15 protein-coding genes and 2 pseudogenes are annotated in these 19,007 nt (G+C 73.1%); 4 read left to right on the top strand and 13 right to left on the bottom strand.

Features of this window, described 5'->3' with window-relative positions:
* Nucleotides 1-8: 8 nt before the first annotated feature.
* From ACYVMZ_RS07695 to ACYVMZ_RS07685, 3 genes and pseudogenes are all read right to left on the bottom strand, one after another.
* A pseudogene (locus ACYVMZ_RS07695) lies at nt 9-789 on the bottom strand (ABC transporter permease).
* Complete coding sequence (locus ACYVMZ_RS07690; protein ID WP_461076906.1) at nt 786-1,559, bottom strand: ABC transporter permease; 774 nt, start codon at nt 1,557-1,559, stop codon at nt 786-788. The pseudogene ACYVMZ_RS07695 and the gene ACYVMZ_RS07690 overlap by 4 nt, the downstream one beginning before the upstream one ends.
* Nucleotides 1,556-2,530: an ABC transporter substrate-binding protein gene (locus ACYVMZ_RS07685; protein ID WP_461076904.1), complete on the bottom strand. Its 975-nt coding sequence runs from the start codon at nt 2,528-2,530 to the stop codon at nt 1,556-1,558. The genes ACYVMZ_RS07690 and ACYVMZ_RS07685 overlap by 4 nt, the downstream gene beginning before the upstream one ends.
* Nucleotides 2,531-2,740: 210 nt before the next feature.
* Here ACYVMZ_RS07685 and ACYVMZ_RS07680 point away from each other — a divergent pair.
* Nucleotides 2,741-3,650 (top strand): annotated as a pseudogene (locus tag ACYVMZ_RS07680) (IclR family transcriptional regulator domain-containing protein).
* Here ACYVMZ_RS07680 and ACYVMZ_RS07675 read toward each other — a convergent pair.
* Genes ACYVMZ_RS07675 through ACYVMZ_RS07665 form a run of 3 tightly spaced genes read right to left on the bottom strand, consistent with a single transcriptional unit; the run spans nt 3,565 to nt 5,770 of the window.
* A complete protein-coding gene (locus tag ACYVMZ_RS07675; RefSeq protein WP_461076902.1) occupies nt 3,565-4,512 on the bottom strand; it encodes a PDR/VanB family oxidoreductase in 948 nt (315 codons plus the stop codon). The pseudogene ACYVMZ_RS07680 and the gene ACYVMZ_RS07675 sit on opposite strands and share 86 nt — an antisense overlap.
* Nucleotides 4,509-4,703: a hypothetical protein gene (locus ACYVMZ_RS07670; RefSeq protein WP_461076900.1), complete on the bottom strand. Its 195-nt coding sequence runs from the start codon at nt 4,701-4,703 to the stop codon at nt 4,509-4,511. Before ACYVMZ_RS07670 ends, ACYVMZ_RS07675 begins: the two co-directional genes overlap by 4 nt.
* A complete protein-coding gene (locus ACYVMZ_RS07665; RefSeq protein ID WP_461076898.1) occupies nt 4,700-5,770 on the bottom strand; it encodes an aromatic ring-hydroxylating dioxygenase subunit alpha in 1,071 nt (356 codons plus the stop codon). Before ACYVMZ_RS07665 ends, ACYVMZ_RS07670 begins: the two co-directional genes overlap by 4 nt.
* A 484-nt stretch (nt 5,771-6,254) precedes the next feature.
* Between ACYVMZ_RS07665 and ACYVMZ_RS07660 the strand changes: the two genes are divergently transcribed.
* Entirely contained in the window at nt 6,255-8,309 is a 2,055-nt protein-coding gene (locus tag ACYVMZ_RS07660) for a phosphocholine-specific phospholipase C (RefSeq protein WP_461076896.1), read from the top strand.
* On the opposite strand, the gene ACYVMZ_RS07655 is transcribed toward ACYVMZ_RS07660, so the two are convergent.
* Together ACYVMZ_RS07655 and ACYVMZ_RS07650 are read right to left on the bottom strand one after the other, a co-directional pair.
* Nucleotides 8,299-9,246, bottom strand: coding sequence for a DMT family protein (locus ACYVMZ_RS07655; protein ID WP_461076894.1), 948 nt, complete (start codon nt 9,244-9,246; stop codon nt 8,299-8,301). The genes ACYVMZ_RS07660 and ACYVMZ_RS07655 overlap by 11 nt on opposite strands.
* Complete coding sequence (locus ACYVMZ_RS07650) at nt 9,243-10,136, bottom strand: phosphatase PAP2 family protein (RefSeq protein ID WP_461076892.1); 894 nt, start codon at nt 10,134-10,136, stop codon at nt 9,243-9,245. The genes ACYVMZ_RS07655 and ACYVMZ_RS07650 overlap by 4 nt, the downstream gene beginning before the upstream one ends.
* A 211-nt stretch (nt 10,137-10,347) precedes the next feature.
* Here ACYVMZ_RS07650 and ACYVMZ_RS07645 point away from each other — a divergent pair, with 211 nt between their 5' ends.
* Nucleotides 10,348-10,962 (top strand): TetR/AcrR family transcriptional regulator, encoded by a 615-nt coding sequence (locus ACYVMZ_RS07645; RefSeq protein WP_461076890.1) that lies wholly within the window; start codon nt 10,348-10,350, stop codon nt 10,960-10,962.
* Between the two features lie 146 nt (nt 10,963-11,108).
* Here the strand turns inward: ACYVMZ_RS07645 and ACYVMZ_RS07640 are convergent, their stop codons facing one another.
* Nucleotides 11,109-12,113 carry a DUF2510 domain-containing protein gene (locus tag ACYVMZ_RS07640; RefSeq protein WP_461076888.1) on the bottom strand — a complete coding sequence of 335 codons (1,005 nt, stop codon included), beginning with the start codon at nt 12,111-12,113 and terminating at the stop codon, nt 11,109-11,111.
* A 284-nt stretch (nt 12,114-12,397) separates the two neighbouring features.
* Between ACYVMZ_RS07640 and ACYVMZ_RS07635 the strand changes: the two genes are divergently transcribed.
* Nucleotides 12,398-15,082 (top strand): ATP-binding protein, encoded by a 2,685-nt coding sequence (locus ACYVMZ_RS07635; RefSeq protein WP_461076886.1) that lies wholly within the window; start codon nt 12,398-12,400, stop codon nt 15,080-15,082.
* An 8-nt stretch (nt 15,083-15,090) separates the two neighbouring features.
* Here ACYVMZ_RS07635 and ACYVMZ_RS07630 read toward each other — a convergent pair whose 3' ends face one another.
* The 4 genes from ACYVMZ_RS07630 to pcaG form a co-directional block, all read right to left on the bottom strand.
* Nucleotides 15,091-15,882 (bottom strand): SDR family NAD(P)-dependent oxidoreductase, encoded by a 792-nt coding sequence (locus tag ACYVMZ_RS07630; RefSeq protein ID WP_461076884.1) that lies wholly within the window; start codon nt 15,880-15,882, stop codon nt 15,091-15,093.
* Nucleotides 15,883-15,952: 70 nt separating this feature from the next.
* Nucleotides 15,953-17,074: a bifunctional 3-oxoadipate enol-lactonase/4-carboxymuconolactone decarboxylase PcaDC gene (gene pcaDC / locus ACYVMZ_RS07625; protein WP_461076882.1), complete on the bottom strand. Its 1,122-nt coding sequence runs from the start codon at nt 17,072-17,074 to the stop codon at nt 15,953-15,955.
* The gene (gene pcaB / locus ACYVMZ_RS07620) at nt 17,071-18,399 is read right to left on the bottom strand and encodes a 3-carboxy-cis,cis-muconate cycloisomerase (protein ID WP_461076880.1); all 1,329 of its coding nucleotides are present in this window, start codon (nt 18,397-18,399) and stop codon (nt 17,071-17,073) included. Before pcaB ends, pcaDC begins: the two co-directional genes overlap by 4 nt.
* Nucleotides 18,396-19,001 (bottom strand): protocatechuate 3,4-dioxygenase subunit alpha, encoded by a 606-nt coding sequence (gene pcaG, locus ACYVMZ_RS07615; protein ID WP_461076878.1) that lies wholly within the window; start codon nt 18,999-19,001, stop codon nt 18,396-18,398. The genes pcaB and pcaG overlap by 4 nt, the downstream gene beginning before the upstream one ends.
* Nucleotides 19,002-19,007: the final 6 nt, after the last annotated feature.

Genomic DNA, 19,007 nt, shown 5'->3' with positions numbered 1-19,007 from the left:
CACGAGCTTCACCGGGACCGCCGGGTGGCGGCGCGCAGGCCGTGGTACCAGCCCAGCGCGCGGCGTTCGACCAGCTGGAAGAGGACCGAGAGGACGAAGCCGAGCAGGCCGAGGACGAGGATCCCGGTCCACATGCCGGGGATCGCGAAGGACCGCTGGAACTGGACGATGGTGAAGCCCAGTCCGTTGCTGGCCGCGAACATCTCGCTGATCACCATGAGGATGATCCCGATCGACAGGGCCTGCCGCAGGCCCGCGAAGATCTGCGGGCTCGCCGAGCGCAGCACCACGTCCTTCAGGCGCGCGGCGCCCGTGATGCCGTAGGAGCGGGCCGTCTCGGCCATGACCGGGTCGACCGCCCGTACACCCTCGACCGTGTTGAGCAGGACCGGCCACACGCAGCCGGCGGCGATCACCACGGATCTTCATCGTGTCGCCGATGCCCGCGAACAGCATGATGACCGGCACCAGCACGGGAGGCGGCACCGCCCGCAGGAACTCCAGCACCGGCTCGCACACGGCCCGCACCCGCCGGTGGGAGCCGATGACCGTGCCCAGCGCGATCCCGGCGACGGCCGCGAGGGCGTAGCCCGCCGCGAGACGCAGCACGCTCGGCAGCACGTCCCCGCGCAGCCGTGCGCCCGTCCACACGTCCGGGAAGGTGGTGAGGATGGTCCGCAGGGGCGGCCAGTACACGTTCGTGCTGCTGTCGGACGCCGCCCACCAGAGCGCCAGCAGCGCGGCGGGCAGGGCGAGCACGAAGCACAGCCGCAGCAGGACGCCCCTCACACCGCCACCTCCCCGCGCACGGACTGGTGCCAGGCCAGCGCCCGCCGTTCCACCGACCGGGCACCGACGTTGATCAGCAGCCCGAGCACGCCGGTGACGACGATCAGCGCGTACATCTCCGGCACCGCCTGCGAGGTCTGCGCGACCGCGATACGGGCCCCCAACCCCGGGGCGCCGATGACGAGTTCGGCGGTCACGGCGAGGATCAGCGCCACGGCCGCCGCCAGCCGCACCCCGGTCATGACGTACGGCAGCGCCGTCGGCCATAGCACGTGCCGGACGCGGGCCCAGGTGCCGAGGCCGTACGACCGTGCCGTCTCCTCCGCGACCGGGTCGACGTCCCGCACGCCGTACAGGACCTGGATGAGCACCTGCCAGAACGCGGCGTACACGACCAGCAGCAGCACCGACCGCAGCTGAGTGCCGTACAGCAGCACGGCCAGCGGGATCAGCGCGACCGACGGGATGGGCCGCAGGAACTCGATCGTGGAGGCCGTCGCCTGCCGCAGGTACGGCACGACGGAGATCAGCACGCCCGCGACGACGCCCGCGCCCACCGCGATCGCCAGGCCGAGCGCCCAGCCGGTGAGGGTGTCGCCGAGCGCCGTCCAGAAGGCGCCGTCGGCGAGTTCACCGGCCAGCGCGTCGGCGATGCGGCTGGCCGGCGGGAAGTAGTCCTCCTCGACCAGGCCGAGCCGCGGCACCGCTTCGCCCAGGGCGAGGAATCCCGCGAGTCCGGCCGCACCGAGGACGGCGCTCTCGCCCCTCACGGCAGCAGCGCGTCCAGGTCGGGCGTCTTCGTGAACAGGCCGTCCTGCTCGCCGAGTTTCATCAGCGTCTCGATGCCCGCCCGGTCGGGTTCGGCGGGCCACTTCGGCAGAGTCACCTTCTCCAGAACCGGGGCCGGGATCTTGGTGTACGTGGTGATGGCCTGGCGTGCCTCGTCCGGGTGGGCGTCGGCGTACGCCAGGGATTCGGCGGTGGCCTCCTGGAACCTCTTCACCACGTCCGGGTTCTGCTGCGCGTACCGCGTGGACGTGAAGTACATGGCGACGGTGAGGTTCGGGGCGACGTCCACCAGCGCGGAGGCGATCTCGCGGCCGCCCTGGCTCTTGATGGTGGCGAGGGCGGGTTCGACCACCATGGCGGCGTCGACCTGCCCGCTGTCGAGGGCGGCGGGCATCTGGTCGAAGGCGAGCTCGACCAGCTTCACCTTGTCGGGGTCGCCGCCCGCCTTGCGCACCGACGCGCGCACCGCCGTCTCGTTGACGTTCTTCAGCGTGTTGACGGCGACCTTCTTGCCCTCCAGGTCCTTCGGGGACTTCACGGGGCTGTCCTGTTTGACGGTGATGGCGCCGAAGTCCTTACCCGCCACCCCCGTCGAGGCGATGCCGTTGGCGACCGCCTTCACGGGCACGTCGTTGGTCTGGGCGATCATCAGCGAGGTCATGTTGGAGAACCCGAACTGGAACTGGCCGCTGACCACGCCCGGCACGATCGCGGCACCGCCCTGCGCCGGTTTCATGTTCAGCTTCAGACCGCGCTTGCTGAAGAAGCCCTTCTCCTGGCCCAGGTAGAGGGGCGCGACATCGACGATGGGGATGATCCCCACCGTGACCGTGGTGGTGCCGCCGGACGAGGCGTTCGAGCCCGGGGCGCCACCGCCGTCGGACGAGCCGCAGGCCGTCGCGGCGGCCAGGACGGACACGGCCGTGAGGCCGATGAGCAGACGACGACGCATGACTCCGACTCCCTTGGGGATCGTTCCCGGGACTCCGACAGCTGTGCGCGGACAGCACGCATGTGCTCAGCGGGAACGTAGAGCCCGGCCCGACACATGGTCAATGCCCGTACCACACGGGGCAGTTGAACATCACGGTCGTTGACAGTGCCTCGGGCGCGCTCATAGCGTGCGCAGCGCGTACGTTCGTACGTCCTCCCGGAGGTCACGATGGCCGACGCCGTTCGCGCACCGCACTTCGTCCGGTCCTCGAGCGGGGCCTCGCGGTCATCCGCGCCTTCGACGCGGACCATCCGGCGCTGACGCTCAGCGAGGTCGCGCGCTCCTGCGAACTGACCCGGGCCGCCGCCCGCCGCTTCCTGCTCACGCTCGCCGACCTCGGCTACGTCCACACCGACGGCCGGCTCTTCCGCCTCACCCCGCGCGTGCTGGAGCTCGGCTACTCCTACCTCGCCGGCTGCACGCTGCCGGAGATCGCCGAGCCGCACCTGGAGCACTTGGTCGGGCAGGTGGGGGAGTCGTCGTCGCTGTGCGTCCTGGACGGCGACGACATCGTGTACGTCGCCCGCGTCCCGACCCGCCGGATCATGACCGTGTCCATCACGGTCGGCACCCGCTTCCCGGCGTACGTCACCTCCGTCGGCCGGGTCGTGCTCGCCCATCTGCCGGACGAGGAGGTCGAGGCCCGGCTCGCCCGCACCGAACTGCGCCCGCTGACCCCGCACACGATCGTCTCGGCACGCGCGCTGCGGGCCGAACTGGACCGGGTCCGCCGCCAGGGGTACGCCCTGGTCGACCAGGAGCTGGAGGAGGGGCTGCGCTCGGTCGCCGCCCCGGTCCGGGACCGGGACGGCGAGGTGGTGGCCGGGGTGAACATCGCCGTGCACGCCGGCCGCACCTGCGTGGAGTCCGTCCGCCGCGATCTGCTGCCGCACCTGCTGGCGACCGTGGCGCGGATCGAAGCGGACCTGAGGATCACGGTCCGGTCTGAGGGCCACGGGTCCGGCCTGAGGGCCACGGGCCCGGTTTGAGGATCACAGGTCCAGCACGAGCCGCTTCCCCAGGCACCGGGACACACAGATCATCATCGTCTCCCCCGAGTCCCGCTCCTCCTGCGTGAGCACCGAGTCCCGGTGGTCCGGATCGCCCTGGAGGACGTCCGTCTCGCACGTGCCGCAGGTGCCCTCGGTGCAGGAGTACAGCACCTCGACACCGGCCGCCCGCACGGCATCCAGGACGGAGACGTCCGGTGCGACGGTGACGGTCCTGCCGCTGCGCGCGAGCTCGACCTCGAACTCGGTGTCCACGGCGGTGTCCGTGCCGGTGGGTTGCTCCTTCGGCTGGAACCGCTCGACGTGCAGCACGCCCGGCGGGCACCGCTCCTCGACCGCGTCGAGCAGCGGCCCGGGACCGCAGCAGTACACGAGCGTGCCGTCCGGGACGTCGTCCAGCACCGAGCCGAGGTCCAGCAGCCCGGTCTCGTCCGCGGGGGCGAGCGTCACCCGGTCCCCGTACCGGCCCAGCTCCCCGGTGAACGCCATCGACCGGCGGGTGCGCCCGCCGTACAGCAGCGTCCACTCGGCGCCCGCCGCCTCGGCCGCCGCCAGCATCGGCAGGATCGGGGTGATGCCGATGCCGCCCGCGACGAAGCGGTAGCGGGCGGCGGGCTCCAGCCGGAAGTGGTTGCGCGGACCGCGCACCCGGACCTTGCCGCCCTGGCCCAACTGCTCGTGCACGTACGCCGATCCACCGCGCCCGTCCGGCTCCCGCAGCACCGCGATCCGCCAGGCCGACCGGTCCGCCGGGTCGCCGCACAGCGAGTACTGCCGCTCCAGCTCCGGGCCGAGCACGACGTCGATGTGGGCGCCGGGCTTCCAGTCCGGCAGGTCCTCGCCCAGCGGGTGGCGCAGGGTGAGGGCGAGTACGCCCTCGGCCGCGAACTCCCGGCGCGTGACGACGAGTTCGGCTTCGTACGCCCTCATGAGCCGTTTCCCCGCGGCTCGGGGCGCGGCTCGTGGCCCTGCGGGTGGGCGAGCATCCACTCCCACATCTCCACCGGGTCCTGGGCGGTGTGCTCACGGCCGCAGTGGCAGGTGCCGTGCAGCACGTCGGTGCCCGGCAGCCAGTCGATGCGGTAGATCTCGCCGGTCGTGAAGGAGGGGGATGACGTCACTGGACCTTCTCCACGGGCTTGGCGCCCTCCTCGACCAGCCGGGCGAGGATGCGGCGGGCGGCCAGGCCGCCGGTGTCGATGTTGATGCTCAGCTCCTGGTATCCGGTGCGCTCGGTGCCGAGCGTGCGCTGCAGCAGGTTGAGCGCGGTGACGTCCTGCATGACGACCGTGTGGTTGTTGCTCCGCAGGAACTCGGTGACCTCGGTGTCGTCCGTCGCCCAGTCCCGCGAGACTGCCCAGAAGTCGTACACCTTGCCCTCGGCGGACGGCGTGATGCAGTACGTGATCTCGGTGTGGAAGCCGTTCGGGTCGCTGCCGTCCGGCTCGGGCAGCACGCCGACCGGGGCGATTCGGCTGTGCAGCAGGTACAGGCAGGGCGCGTGGTACTCGATGTCCTGCCAGCGGGTGATCCGCCCCTGGATGCCGGTGGACCTGGCGTAGAAGGGCGGGCACTCGGCGTCGTCCATGTGCCGGCTCACCCGTACGATGCCGGCGCCCTCGTCGACCTCGGTGGTGATCGGCGTCTCGGCGACCTCGGGGGTGCCGATGTAGCCGCCGTGCAGATACGTCTCGTGGGACAGGTCGAGGAGGTTGTCGACGAGGAGACCGTAGTCGCAGTCGATGGGCTCCATGCCGCGGACGGTCACCCAGCCCGTGGAGTCCAGGTGCCGGGCGCGCGGAATGGCCTGCGGGTCGGCGAGCGCCGGGTCGCCGATCCACACCCAGATCAGCGAGTCCTGCTCGACCACCGGGTAGGAGGCGACGCGGGCGGTGCGCGGGATGCGTTTCTGCCCCGGCACGTACACGCAGGTGCCGGTCGTGTCGTACGTGAACCCGTGGTATCCGCACACGATCCGGTCGCCGTCCAGGCGGGTCGGGGCCTCGGACAGCGGGTAACGGCGGTGCACACAGCGGTCGTTCAGCACGACCGGCGTCCCGTCCTCCTCGGTGCGGTAGAGCACGAGCGGCTCACCGAGGATCGTCCGGCCGAGCAGCTCGCGGCCGACCTCGTGGCTGTAGGCGGCGACGTACCACTGGTTCCTGGCGAAGGCGGTCATGTGAGGCATGGCGTTCCCGTCCCTGAAGCGCGGGGCGCCGTCGCCCCGCGTGCCGTGGTGGACCCAGGGTCGTGATGCTTGCGGCAGCTCGGCAAGGCGGCTTCTGTCAGGCGGAAGAACTTCCGTAAAAAGGCTGGTCAGGCGCTGGCCTGGCTGCGGGGCACCCGTCCACTCGCCGCGCGACCCAGAACGTGGCCGTCCGGCCTTTCGCGAGGCGGACCGCGCCCAGCCCGCGGCCGGGGTTCCGGCCTGCTTCGGCAGCGTGTGACCTTCCAGTCGAAAAGATTGACAGCCTGCCGCCCGAACCGCGAGCCGCACTGGCCGCGGCCCGGAACGGGCGCCGGAACGTCCGGCCCACCACACGTACCGATGACCTTCGCATGAGCGCCACCAGAGCCTTCCCTGACGTTTGGTGCTCTTGGAACACTCCATCCGCGCACATGCGGTCACGCTGCGGCCAGTTCCCGCCGACAGGACGAGAGGTCCCTCACCCATGCCCGAAGTCAACCGGCGCCGCTTCCTCCAACTCGCGGGTGCCACCGCGGCGTTCAGCGCGCTGTCCGCCAGCATCGAGCGCGCCGCCGCGCTCCCGGCCAACCACCGCACGGGGTCGATCGAGGACGTCGAGCACATCGTCGTCCTGATGCAGGAGAACCGCTCCTTCGACCACTACTTCGGCAAGCTGAGAGGCGTCCGCGGCTTCGGCGACCCGCGTCCGGTCACGCTGGAGAACGGCAAGCCGATCTGGCACCAGCGGACCGCCGACGGCAAGGAGGTCCTGCCCTTCCACCCCGACGCCGACGACCTCGGCATGCAGTTCCTGGAGGGCCTGCCGCACGGCTGGACCGACGGGCAGCAGGCCTACCACGGCGGCAAGTACGACCAGTGGCTGCCCGCGAAGGGCACCACCACCATGGCGTATCTGACCCGCGAGGACATCCCCTTCCACTACGCGCTCGCCGACGCCTTCACCGTCTGCGACGCCTACCACTGCTCGTTCATCGGCTCCACCGACCCCAACCGCTACTACATGTGGACGGGCCACACGGGCAACGACGGCACGGGCGGCGGCCCGGTCCTCGGCAACGACGAACTCGGCTACGGCTGGACGACCTACCCCGAGCGCCTGGAGAAGGCCGGGATCTCCTGGAGGATCTACCAGGACATCGGCGACGGCCTCGACGCGAAGGGCTCCTGGGGCTGGATCGAGGACGCCTACCGCGGCAACTACGGCGACAACTCGCTGCTGTACTTCAACAGCTACCGCAGCGCCGAGCCCGGCGACCCGCTGTACGACAAGGCCCGCACCGGCACCGACGTCAAGAACGGCGACGGCTACTTCGACCGGCTGCGCGCCGACGTGAAGGCCGGCACGCTGCCGCAGATCTCCTGGATCGCCGCCCCCGAGGCCTTCTCCGAGCACTCCAACTGGCCCTCGAACTACGGCGCCTGGTACATCGCCCAGGTCCTCGATGCCCTCACCTCCGACCCGGAGGTCTGGGCGAAGACGGCCCTGTTCATCACCTACGACGAGAACGACGGCTTCTTCGACCACGTGGTGCCGCCGCTGCCGCCGCGGTCCGACGCGCAGGGCAGGTCGACGGTCGACGTCCTGCTCGACCTCTACCTGGGCGACGGCAAGCGCCCGGCCGGCGCGTACGGCCTCGGGCCCCGGGTGCCGATGCTGGTCGTCTCGCCGTGGTCCAAGGGCGGGTACGTCTGCTCCGAGACCTTCGACCACACCTCGATCCTGCGGTTCATGGAGCGCCGCTTCGGGGTGCGCGAGCCGAACATCTCACCGTGGCGCCGGGCGATCTGCGGTGACCTGACCTCCGCGTTCGACTTCTCCCGCAGGGACGCGCGGCCGGCCGGCCTGCCGGACACCGACGCGTACGAGCCGCGGGACCGCGAACGCCACCCCGACTACCGCCCCACCCCGCCGGCGGACCCGCGCATGCCCCGGCAGGAACGCGGCCTGCGCCGGGCCCGGCCGCTGAAGTACGCGCCGTACGTGGACGGTTCGGTGGACGCTGCGGCCGGCCGGTTCACGCTCACCTTCGCCTCCGGGGCGAAGGCCGGCGCCGCCTTCCACGTCACGTCCGGCAACCGCACCGACGGCCCCTGGATGTACACCACCGAGGCCGGCAGGACCGTCGCGGACACCTGGAACCCGGCGTACTCGAAGGGCTCGTACGACCTGACCGTGCACGGCCCGAACGGCTTCGTGCGGGTCTTCAAGGGCGGCCACAAGGCCGCCGGGCCGGAGGTCACCGCCCGGCACAGCGGCGACGACGTCGTGCTGACCTTCACCAACCAGGGCTCCGGCACCGTGCGGCTGAAGCTGGCGAACGGCTACGGCGGTCCGGCCTCTACGGTCACGGTGCGCCCCGGCGCCACGGTGCGGCGCACGGTCGACCTCGCGGCGAGCCGCCGCTGGTACGACCTGACCGTCACCTCCGAGGCCGATCCGGCGTTCCTGCGGCGGTTCGCGGGCCACGTCGAGAACGGGCGTCCGGGTGTGAGCGACCCGGCGATCCTCACCGAGTAGCGGTCGTGAGGTGCCCCGGCCTGGACGGCCGGGGCACCAGGGCCGGTTCGGGAGCGGCCGAGCCCGGCTCCAGCGCCAGGACGGCGGCCACCGGGTGGTCGTCGTCCCCGTCGCCGGCGTGGGGTGCCGCCCGGCTCAGCAGCACCACCCCCCAGGAGGCGAGCCCCGCGCCCGCCAGCGCGAGCAGGATCCCCGCGGGGCCGCCCTGCAGCCGCTCACCGAGCAGCGACAGCCCGATCACCGCGGCGGCCACCGGGTTCACCAGGGTCACCACCGCGAGCGGCGCGCCCAGGCCGCCCCGGTAGGCCGTCTGGGACAGCAGCAGCCCGCCGGCCGCGAACACCGACACCAGCAGCGCCACCCCGATCACCTGCGCGCTGAGCAGCGGCCCGGACCGGTCCGTCACGGCCACCGTCACGGTCTGCGTGAGCGCCGAGGCCACCCCGGAGGCGATCCCGGACGCGGTCGCGTGCCGCAGGCCCGGGCGGGCGCCCGGCCACGACAGCGTGCCGATCACAGCCGCCGTGGCGCCCGCGACCGCGAGCGCCTCGGGCACGCTCAGCACATCGTCCGGAGCGGTCCCGGAGGCCGTGACCAGGATCGCGGCGAGCCCGAGCAGGGTCAGGGCGGTGCCCCGCCATTCCACCGCGCTCACCCGCCGCCCCGCGATCCGCGCCCCGAGCGGCACCGCCGCGACCAGTGTGAGCGCGCCGAGCGGCTGGACCACGGTCAGCGGACCGTACTTCAGCGCCACGACGTGCAGCAGCGCCGCCGACGCGTTCAGCGCCACCGACCACCACCACGCGCCGCTGCCCAGCAGCCGCAGCGCACCCGTACCGGGGCTCCGGGAGGCCAGCCGTTCCTGGGCGACGGCCGCGGCCGCGTAGGCGACGGCGGAGACCAGCGACAGGACGACGGCGATCAGGACGGCGCTCATCGGCCCGCCCTCGCCAGCACCTCACCCGCGGCACTGTCCTGTGCCGGTACGAGCTTGTCCTGTGCCGGTAGCAGCTTGTCCGGTGCCGGAACGAGCCTGTCTTGTGCCGGTTGGGGCCCGTCCTGTGCCGGTGCGAGCTCGTCCTGCGCGCGGCCCGCCGTGGTCGCCGTCCGGTGCGGCAGGTGGACCACCGCGAGCGCGAGGCCGAGCAGGGCCGTCGCCACGAGCGCGTCGAGCCAGTAGTGGTTCGCCGTGCCCACGATCACCAGCAGCGTCAGCAGCGGATGCAGCAGCCACAGCCACCGCCACCGCGACCGCGTCGCGACGACCAGGCCGACCGCCACCATCAGGGCCCAGCCGAAGTGCAGCGACGGCATCGCCGCGAACTGGTTAGACAACTGGTCGGTGCCGGGCGGCCCGTACACCGACGGCCCGTACACCCGTGCCGTGTCCACCAGGCCGGTCGCCGCCGGCATGCGCGGCGGGGCCAGCGGGAACGCCAGGTGCAGCACCAGCGCGGCCGCGGTGAGCGCGGCCAGCACCCGGCGCGCCCACACGTAGTGCGCCGGGCGCCGCAGCCAGAGCCAGACGAGGAAGGCCGCGGTGGCCGGGAAGTGGACGGTCGCGTAGTAGGTGTTCGCGAGGTGCACCAGGGCGTCGCCGTGCAGCAGCAGGGACTGCACCGCACCCTCGCCGGGCAGGTGAACCGCTCGTTCCAGGTCCCACACGCGGTGCGCGTTGCGGAAGGCCTCGCCGGTGTGGCCCGTCGCCAGCTGCCGGCCGAACTTGTAGACGAGGAAGAGTCCTGCGACGAGCAGGAGCTCCCGGACGAGCGGTGGCCGCGCTGTCGCGTCGGGCTCCGCCGGTTCAGGCTCGGTGCGGGCATTCATCCCCCGGCCCCTTCACTGACGGTGGTGCGTGTGTCATCGATGTGGGCGTCCTCGGTGCGTGCGTCCTCGGTGTATGCGTCATCGATACGATTCAGTATCGATACGCCAGTGTACCGATACGGATGCGTCCCGGTACACTGGCGTATCGATTGACATGCGACACACTGGTGGCAGACGACGTGACCGCCGACCCGAGCGAGGAGCACCGCCCATGACGTCGCAGGCCGCGGACCGACCGGAGCCGGTCGGCGCCTCGCGCCGCTCCAAGATCACGCCCGAGCGTGAGCAGGAGTTCTTCGACGCCGCGCTCGAGCAGATCCGCGAGTGCGGCTACGACGCCGTCACCATGGAGGGGATCGCCGCCAGCACCCGCTGCAGCAAGTCCACGCTGTACCGGCAGTGGAGGACGAAGCCCCAGTTCGTGGCGGCGGCGCTGCGCTCGAACCGGCGGGAGCGCTTCGGCGGTATCGACACCGGATCGCTCGCCGAGGACCTGCGCCTGGCCGCGCGGGCCGCGGGCGAGTGGTCGGGCCGGGACACCAAGCTGCTCCAGGCGCTGGGGCATGCCGTCACACAGGACGCGGAGCTCCGGTGCGCGTTGCGCGAGGCGCTCGTCGAGCCGGAGCTCGCCGCGCTGAAGGAGATCCTGCGGCGCGGCGTCGAACGCGGGGAGGTGCCCGCCGGCCACCCGGCGCTGGAGTACATCCCGGCGCAGATCTTCGGCGTCCTGCGCGCCCGTCCCGTCCTGGAGGGCGAGGACGCCGACCCGGACTACCTGGTCCGTTTCGTGGAGGCCGCCGTGCTGCCGGTGCTCGGCGTCACCTGATACCCAGGCCGCCGTCCACGGGATGACTGGGCGGTGGCCTGTCCGCGCCGCACCGTGGGGACGGGGGCGGCGCGCACCCCCGGCCGGGCGGGGTTCCTCTTGAGCGGAGGGGCGCCCCGCCCGGCCGGCTCACTCGTCGGGGCCCGTCAGACGTCCTGCCCGTTGCCGCCGCCCGTCGACACCTTGATGCCCTTGGTGATGTCGTCGATGACGGACTGCCGCTGGTCGGCGTCGACCCCGAAGCGGACGACCACGATCCGCTTCGGGTCGGCGGGGGAGGGGAAGGCGAGCGACTCGACGTAGCCGTCGGCGCCCTTGCTGGTGACGGCCTTCCAGCGGACCAGATAGCCCTTCTGCCCGGCCACCGTCACCGCCTCGGAGGCCAGCACCTCGTGGGAGGTGATCGCGCCGTAGCTCCTGCCGCCGTAGGACTCCTCGGCGTTCGCGGAGATGTCCGCCTTCGCGACCTCCTCCGCGGTGCTGCCCTTCGTGCCCAGCGCCGGCGCCGGCGCCGAGTACGCCCCGCCCTTGGTGCAGGTGGCGGAGGTGTCGCCGGGGCACTTGTAGGAGTCCTCGGACGTCACCTGCGCGCCGACGGTGAGCTCCTGGCCGTACCAGCCCTCGGGGATGGGCAGGCTGATCCCGCTGACCGTGTCGGTCACCGACCCGCTCTCGATCCTCGGCGGCTCGGACCCGTCCGGCGACGGACTCTGCCCGCCGGACCCACCGGACCCGCCCGAGCCACCGTTTCCGCCCGGGCCGCCGAACGGCCCGCCCTGGCCGCCCTGACCCCCCGGCCCCTGCGAGGTGGCGGAGCTGCCGCCCCCGCCGTCGCCGCCGGTGAGCGCGTACACGCCGACGCCGACGCTCGCGAGGACCACGGCGGCCACCGCCACGGCGATCCCCGTACGCACCCCGCGCCGCGGCCCGGCCTCCGAAGCGGCGGGATAGGCCGGATAGGCCGGATAGGCCGGATACGCCGCGGGGGCCCCGGCGTCCGGCTGCCGCGCCGGGGGACCCCATGCGGCGGCCGGCTCCGCGGGACGGATCCGGTCCGTCCACGCCCTGCCGTCCCACCAGCGTTCGGTGGCGGGCCCGTCACTTGTCTGCCCGGGGTCGGGGTACCACCCGGGAGGAGTCTCCTGCGTCATGCCCCCACCGTATGAGGCGTCGGTGAAAGCGGGATGAGAGAAGCCGCGTCGTCTTCGGTGACGGGCCGCGCACCCCGCACGGAACTAGGACAACAGGCCGCAAAAGACGGATTCTTGACCGTCGTTGACGTGCGCGGCCGCTGGTGACGGGCCCGGTGCGTCGCCCGTCCGCCCTTCGTGTCACCCGTCACGGCAACAGCTGCCCCGGCCCTCCTCCGTCGAGGCAGCCGGAGGACTACGCTCAAGGTCTGTACGTCGTTCCGGCGACTTGGGGAGGGAGCGGGATGACAGAGGTACGGCCCATGGCCGCCGCCTCGGCTTCCCTGTGGGAGCGCGACGAGGAAGTCGCCGCCCTCACACAGGCGGTCGACACCCTGTGTGCGGACCACCAGTCGTCCGGCGGCCTGCTGGTGTTCCGCGGCGAGGCCGGCCTCGGCAAGACCGCCTTGCTGGCCGAGGCCCGCCGCATCGCCGAGGCCCGCGGCTGCACCGTGTGGTCGGCCCGCGGCGGCGAGACCCTGCGCTCCGTCCCCTTCAACGTGGTACGGCAGTTGCTGCAGCCGGCGCTGGTGTCGATGCTGCCCGAGGAGGCGCGCGACTACCTCGGCGACTGGTACGACATCGCCGGCCCCGCCCTCGGCATCGCGGACCCCGGCGACCGGCACGCCGATCCGCAGAGCGTGTGCCACGGCCTGGTCGCCGCCGTGACCCGGCTCGCGCTGCGTGAGTGGCCGCTGGTGCTGCTGATCGACGACGCCCACTGGGCCGACCAGGAGACCCTGCACTGGCTCGCCGCGTTCGCCGAGCGCCTGGGCGACCTTTCCGTGCTGCTCGTGGTGGCCCGCCGGCCCGGTGACATCAGCGGCGCGGGCGCCCGCCACCTGGACGCGGTCGCCGCCGCGTCGAACCGCCCCGTCGCCACCCTGAGCGCCCTGACCCCGGACGCGACGGCCGGACTCACCCGCGCCACACTGGGTGAACACGCGGATGCCGCGTTCTGCCGCGAAGTGTGGGCCGTCACCGCCGGCAACCCGTACGACACCGTGGAACTCCTCGCCAAGGTGCAGGACAGCGAGGTGGAACCGGTCGAGGCGCGGGCCCGGGAACTGCGCGAGCTGAACCGCTCGGCCCGCGGCGGCGGTCTCGTCGCCCGCCTGGAGCAACTCGGTATAGACGCCACCCGGTTCGCGTGGGCGGCCGCCATCCTCGGCACCGGCATCTCCATCGACCTGGTGGCCAAACTCGCCACCATGAAGCCCGACCAGGCCGTCCGCTGTGCCGAACTGCTGTGCAATGCCCGCATTCTGGCCGCACCCGATCCCGCGGCCGGCGGGGCCGGCGACGGCGATCTGGAGTTCGTCCACCCGCTGATCGCCACCGCCGTCTACAACTCCATCCCCGACGCCCTGCGCACCGCGATGCACGGCATCGCCGCCCGCGTCGTCACCGACTCCGGCCACCCCGCATCGGTCGCCGCCCGGCACCTCCTCGAAGTCCACCCGGACGCCGACGAGGAACTCGTCGACCAGCTGCGCGAGGCCGCGCGTGAACACCTCGCCGTCGGCGCCCCGGACGCCGCCCGCCGCTGCCTGGAGCGCGCCCTGGAGGAACCGCCCGCACCCGACGTCCACGCGCACGTCCTGTACGAACTGGGCTGCGCCGCCCTCCTGACCGTGCCCGACAGGTCGATCGGCCACCTGCGGACCGCTCTCGGCATGCCCGGACTCGACGGCGCCGACCGGGTGGACGCCGTCGTCCGCCTCTCCCAGGCGCTGGTCCACAACGACCAGCTGGAGGAGGCCGTCCGCATGGTCGAGGCGGAGGCGGCCCGGCTCGAACCCGGGCCCGCCCGGATGCGGCTGGAGGCCGTGCACATCATGTGGGAGGGCATCCACGCCGGCGAGGCCGGCTCACCGGGCCGCTCCCAGCGCCTGGCCGACCATGCCCGGAACTGCACCGGCCGGGACAACTCCGAACGCGCGCTGCTCATCCTGCGCGCCTTCGACGCCCTGACGCACGGGGAGAACGCCGAGGAGATCGTCGAGCTGTGCGACCGCACCCTCGTGAGCGGCCGCCTCGCCCCCGGACTCGGGTGGACCGACAGTGAGTGGGGCATCGAACTGCTGCTGATGCTCTCCTCCGCGTACGCCTACACCGACCGCCTCGACCGCGCCGAAAGCCTCTACCACGACGCCGTGCGGGCCTACGAGATCGCCGGCTGGAGCGGCGGGCATCTCGCCCTCGCACGCGCCTACGTCGGCGTCGCCCACCGCAGGCGCGGTCGTCTGAAGGACGCGGAACTGTCCCTGCGCGAAGCGCTGCCCCTCGCCGAGCGTGTCGGCCGCGGACTGCCCCTGTACTGGAACGTGACCTGCAATCTCGTGGACACGCTGCTCGCCCGCGGTCATGTCGACGAGGCCTGGGACGTCGCCGAACGGTGCGGTTTCGCCCCGCCCTACCCGTCGACCATAGTGCTGCCGGACCCGCGGGCGGTACGCGGCCGGCTGCTCCTTGCCGTCGGCCGCACCAAGGACGGCATCAACGAACTGGAGGCCGCGGGGAAGGCGGCGGCCGTACGCGGCCACCACAACCCGGTGCTCGTGCCCTGGGCGGCCGACCTCGCCCGCGCCCTCGCCACCGAGGACCCGGCCCGCGCCGCCCAGCTCGCCGTCGACGTCCGCCGGCGGGCCGAGCGCTTCGGCACGGACACCGCCATCGGCGAGGCCCTGCGCTGCGCCGCCGCCCTGGAGACCGGCCAGCGCGCGGTCCGCCTCGCCGCCCAAGCCGTCACGTACCTGGAGGCCTCGCCCTGCCAGTACGAACACGCGGCCGCCCGCATCGAGCACGGCATCGTCTCCCGCTCGGTGACCGAGCTCAACCGGGGCCTGGACCTGGCGCGTTCGTGCGGCGCGGACGGCCTGGTGGCGATGGCACACGCGGAGCTGGAGACGGGAGCGGGCCTGCGGTAGGTCACCGGTCACACGTTCAGCAGCTGATCGGTGACCGCAGCCAGCCGCTCGCGTACGCCCGGGTCGTACGCCGCCTCGTGCGCCCGGGCCGGGCGGGTGCCGTCGAAGTAGCGGCCCGTGCCCAGGTCCCGGGTGGCCAGGGCGAGGACGCCCGGCGCGCCGTCGGCGACCGTGTTCCACGGGTTCACGTCCGCCTCGCGGACCATCCCGGTGTCCATGTAGGTCGCGGGGTGCAGCACGTTCACCGAGACCCCGGTGCCCTCCAGCTCCCCGGCGAGGGCGAAGGTGTGCGCGGCCAGCGCGAACTTGCTGCGGCAGTACGCCGACACGCCGCGGTAGCCGCGGCTGAGTTCCGGGTCGTCGAAGTCGAGGGGCTCCTGGCCGGCCGATCCGACGTTGACGATCCGCGCGGGCGCGTTCGCCCGCAGCACCGGCAGCAGCGCCCGGGTCAGCACAACGGGCGTCAGGTAGTTCACCGCCAGCCGCAGCTCGTGCCCGTCGGCGCTGAGCTCCCGGCCCGCACCGGGCTGCCCGAACCCCACGCCCGCGTTGTTGACCAGCACGTCGAGGTCCGGGTGCGCGTCGGCGACGTGCGCGCCCAGCTGACGCACCTGCGCGAGGGAGGCCAGGTCGGCGACGAACCCCTCGGCGTCGCCCTCGGTGCGCAGCTCCTCGACCAGACGCTCCGTACGGCCCGCGTCACGGCCGTGGGCGAGGACGACGTGCCCGGCGCGGACCAGTTCGAAGGCGACGTACCGGCCGAGGCCCGAGGTGGCACCGGTGATCAGGATGGTGGACATACCCCCACCGTAGGCACGGCGCACGGACCTCCGCGAGGCTCTGCCGGAGCTACGACCAGCAGGGTCACCCTCAGCCCCGGTCCTCCTCGGCCAGCACCCGCCGGGCCGCCGCGAACGCCGAGTTCGCCGCCGGCACCCCGCAGTAAACGGCCGTCTGCAGCAGCACCGCGCCGATCTCCTCGGGCGTGAGCCCGTTGCGCCGCGCGGCCCGCACATGCATGGCCAGCTCGTCGTAGTGGCCGTGCGCCACCAGCGCCGTCAGTGTGATCATGCTGCGTTCGCGGCGGCTGAGCGTCGGGTCGGTCCAGATCTCGCCCCAGGCGTAGCGCGAGATGAAGTCCTGGAAGCGGGCGGTGAACGGGGTCTGCCCGGCCTGCGCCCGGTCCACGTGCGCGTCGCCGAGCACCTCGCGCCGCACCTCCATGCCCCGCCCGGCGGGCCCGTCGACGTGCGGTCGCAGCGCGGCGAGCACCGCCTCGGGGCACTGCGCGGGTGCCAGGTGCGAGGCGCCCGGGATCTCGACGAGCGCGGCGCCCGGCACCGCGTCCGCGATCTCCCGCAGGTGCGCGGGCGGGGTCGCCGGATCCTCGCGGCCGGCGACCAGCAGCGTCGGCACACCGATGCCGGCGAGCCGGTCCCGCAGGTCGAACGCGGCCAGCGCGTCACAGCAGGCGGCGTACGCGTCCGGGTCGGCCGCGCGGTGGTCGGCCACCAGCTCCGGCACGGTGAACCCGGGCGTGAACCAGCGGGCGTTCGCGCTCTCGGCCAGGGAGGCCAGCCCCTCGCGCCGCACCAGCGCGGCCCGCTCCTCCCACGGCTGCGACCCGTTGAAGTGCGCGGACGAGCAGATCACGGCCAGCGACGACACCCGCTGCGGGTGGTGGACGGCCAGATGCAGCCCGACCGCCCCGCCCAGCGACACGCCCGCGTACGCGAACCGCTCGATGCCGAGCGTGTCGGCGAGCGCGAGCACCAGCCCCGCGAGGTCGCCGACGGTCGCGCCGGGACCGATCAGATCGGCCGCGGAGCCGCCGTGCCCCGGCAGGTCCCAGCGGACCACCCGGTGCGTGATCGACAGCTCGGGCGCCACCTTGTCCCACAGGGCGTACGAGGTGCCCAACGACGGCCCGAGCAGCAGCGGGGGAGCGGAAGGGGGCCCTTCGACGCGGTGGTTGAGGAGTTTCCCGGTCAACGTCGCTCCAGAGCACGATCGGTGAGGACCCCGGCGGAGCCGGTGTAGCGGGCGGGGTCGGTGGTGAGTTCGATGTCCTGCAACTCGGGCTGCTCCGCGAGGAGTTCCCCCAGGCCACGCCCTTCGGCGCACGCCCGCTGGGTGAGTTCCGTCAGCAGCGTCTTGGCGCGGGTCCGGCCGAGCACCGGCGCCAGTTCGGCGGACAGCCGCTCCGAGGCGATCAACCCGTGGGTGAGGCCGAGGTGGTCGCGCATGGTGTCCGGGTGCGCCCGCACCCCCTCGGCGAGTTCGGCGGCGTCCCGGGCGGCCCCGCCGGCCAGCCGCAGCAGGTCCCGCAGCGGCTCCCACTCGGCGTGCCAGGCCCCGGCCGGCCGCTCGTCCTCCGCCGCCAGCGAGCCGTACAGCGTCGCCGCGAGCTGCGGCGCCCGCCTCGCCGCGGCGGCGATCAGCGTGGCCCGTACGGGATTCGCCTTGTGCGGCATCGCGGACGAACCGCCGCCGCTGCCCTCCGCCACCTCGGCGATCTCGGTCCGGGACAGCACGAGCACGTCCGCCGCGAGCTTGCCCAGCGCCCCGGCCGCGAACGCCAGGCACCCGGCGAGATCGGCGATCGGTGTGCGCAGGGTGTGCCAGGGCAGCAGCGGGGCCTGAAGACCGAGCTCCCGGGCGTAGGCCACCGGCAGCGCGGTCGCGTCGTCGGCGCCGTACGCGGTGAAGGCGGCCAACGTCCCGGCCGAGCCCCCGAGTTGGGCGGGAAGACCGTCCCGGACGGCCGTCACCCGGTCCCGGGCGTCGAGCACCAGCGACCGCCAGCCGGCCGCCTTCAGACCGAACGTCGTCGGCACGGCGTGCTGGGTGAGCGTCCGGCCCGGCATCACCGTGTCACGGTGCCCCGCGGCGAGCCGGGCCAGCGCACGCTCCGTCCGCCCGAGGTCGGCGAGCACCGGGTCCAGGGTGCGGACGGCGACCAGCATCGTCGCCGTGTCCATGATGTCCTGGCTGGTCGCTCCCCGGTGGACGTACGGGCCGTACTCCTCGCCGACCGCCCGCGTCAGGTCCGCGACCAGCGGGATCACCGGGTTCCCGCCGCCGCGGGCGCGCTCCGCGAGGGAGCGCACGTCGAAACGGCCCGTGTCGGAGGCCGCCTCGGTGATCGCCGTCGCCGCCTCGGCGGGGGCCAGCCCCAGCGCGGCCTGGGCGCGGGTCAGCGCGGCCTCCGCGTCGAGCAACGCCCGCAGGAAGGCACTGTCGCTCGTCGCGGACGCGGCGGGAGAGCCCGCCCATCCGGGGGCGAGCAGGCCACCGTCTGCTGCGGCCGATGTCACTGGAACTCCAGGAAGACCGTCTCGCCTTCGCCCTGAAGGCGGATGTCGAAACGGTACGTGCCGTTGCCCTCGTCGCCCGCGATCAGCGTGCCGCGGCGCTCCGCGTCGAGCCGGGACAGCAGAGGGTCCGCCGCCAGCGCGGCCTGGTCGCCCGGCAGGTAGATCCGGGTGAACAGGTGCACCAGCAGGCCGCGCGCGAACACGCACACGCTGATGTACGGGGCGTTGCGCCCGCGCGCGCCGGGCCGCAGCGTGCGCGCGTACCAGTGGCCGTCCGCGTCGGTCTGGATACGTCCGAAACCGGTGAACTCCACGCCGTTGCGCCCGAGGAAGCCACCACTCGCCGGGTCCCGCCGCATCGAACCGTCGGCCGTCGGCAGGTTGCCCTCCGGGTCCGGCCCCCACAGTTCCAGCAGGGCGTCCGGCAGCGGCCTGCCCCCGCCGTCGTACACGTACCCGTGCACGGTGACCGTGTCCGGATGCCCGAGCGGCGCGATGTCCTCGCCGCCGCGGAACGGCAGCGCGTACCCGTAGAACGGGCCGACCGTGTGCGACGGGGTGGGCAGCGCGTTCTCCGGGCCGCTCGTGTCGATCTTCGTCATGGCGGG

The organism is Streptomyces deserti, from assembly GCF_054782695.1.
Note: the sequence above shows the minus strand (reverse complement) of the source record. Positions and strands in the feature narration are given on the sequence as shown.

Excerpts from the sequence above, each read along its gene's own strand:
- ACYVMZ_RS07655 (WP_461076894.1), bottom strand. The coding sequence starts at position 9,246 with ATGAGCGCCGTCCTGATCGCCGTCGTCCTGTCGCTGGTCTCCGCCGTC.
- ACYVMZ_RS07640 (WP_461076888.1), bottom strand. The coding sequence starts at position 12,113 with ATGACGCAGGAGACTCCTCCCGGGTGGTACCCCGACCCCGGGCAGACA.
- ACYVMZ_RS07630 (WP_461076884.1), bottom strand. The coding sequence starts at position 15,882 with ATGTCCACCATCCTGATCACCGGTGCCACCTCGGGCCTCGGCCGGTAC.
- ACYVMZ_RS07635 (WP_461076886.1), top strand. The coding sequence starts at position 12,398 with ATGACAGAGGTACGGCCCATGGCCGCCGCCTCGGCTTCCCTGTGGGAG.
- ACYVMZ_RS07665 (WP_461076898.1), bottom strand. The coding sequence starts at position 5,770 with ATGCCTCACATGACCGCCTTCGCCAGGAACCAGTGGTACGTCGCCGCC.
- ACYVMZ_RS07685 (WP_461076904.1), bottom strand. The coding sequence starts at position 2,530 with ATGCGTCGTCGTCTGCTCATCGGCCTCACGGCCGTGTCCGTCCTGGCC.
- pcaG (WP_461076878.1), bottom strand. The coding sequence starts at position 19,001 with ATGACGAAGATCGACACGAGCGGCCCGGAGAACGCGCTGCCCACCCCG.
- ACYVMZ_RS07650 (WP_461076892.1), bottom strand. The coding sequence starts at position 10,136 with ATGAATGCCCGCACCGAGCCTGAACCGGCGGAGCCCGACGCGACAGCG.
- ACYVMZ_RS07660 (WP_461076896.1), top strand. The coding sequence starts at position 6,255 with ATGCCCGAAGTCAACCGGCGCCGCTTCCTCCAACTCGCGGGTGCCACC.
- ACYVMZ_RS07675 (WP_461076902.1), bottom strand. The coding sequence starts at position 4,512 with ATGAGGGCGTACGAAGCCGAACTCGTCGTCACGCGCCGGGAGTTCGCG.
- ACYVMZ_RS07645 (WP_461076890.1), top strand. The coding sequence starts at position 10,348 with ATGACGTCGCAGGCCGCGGACCGACCGGAGCCGGTCGGCGCCTCGCGC.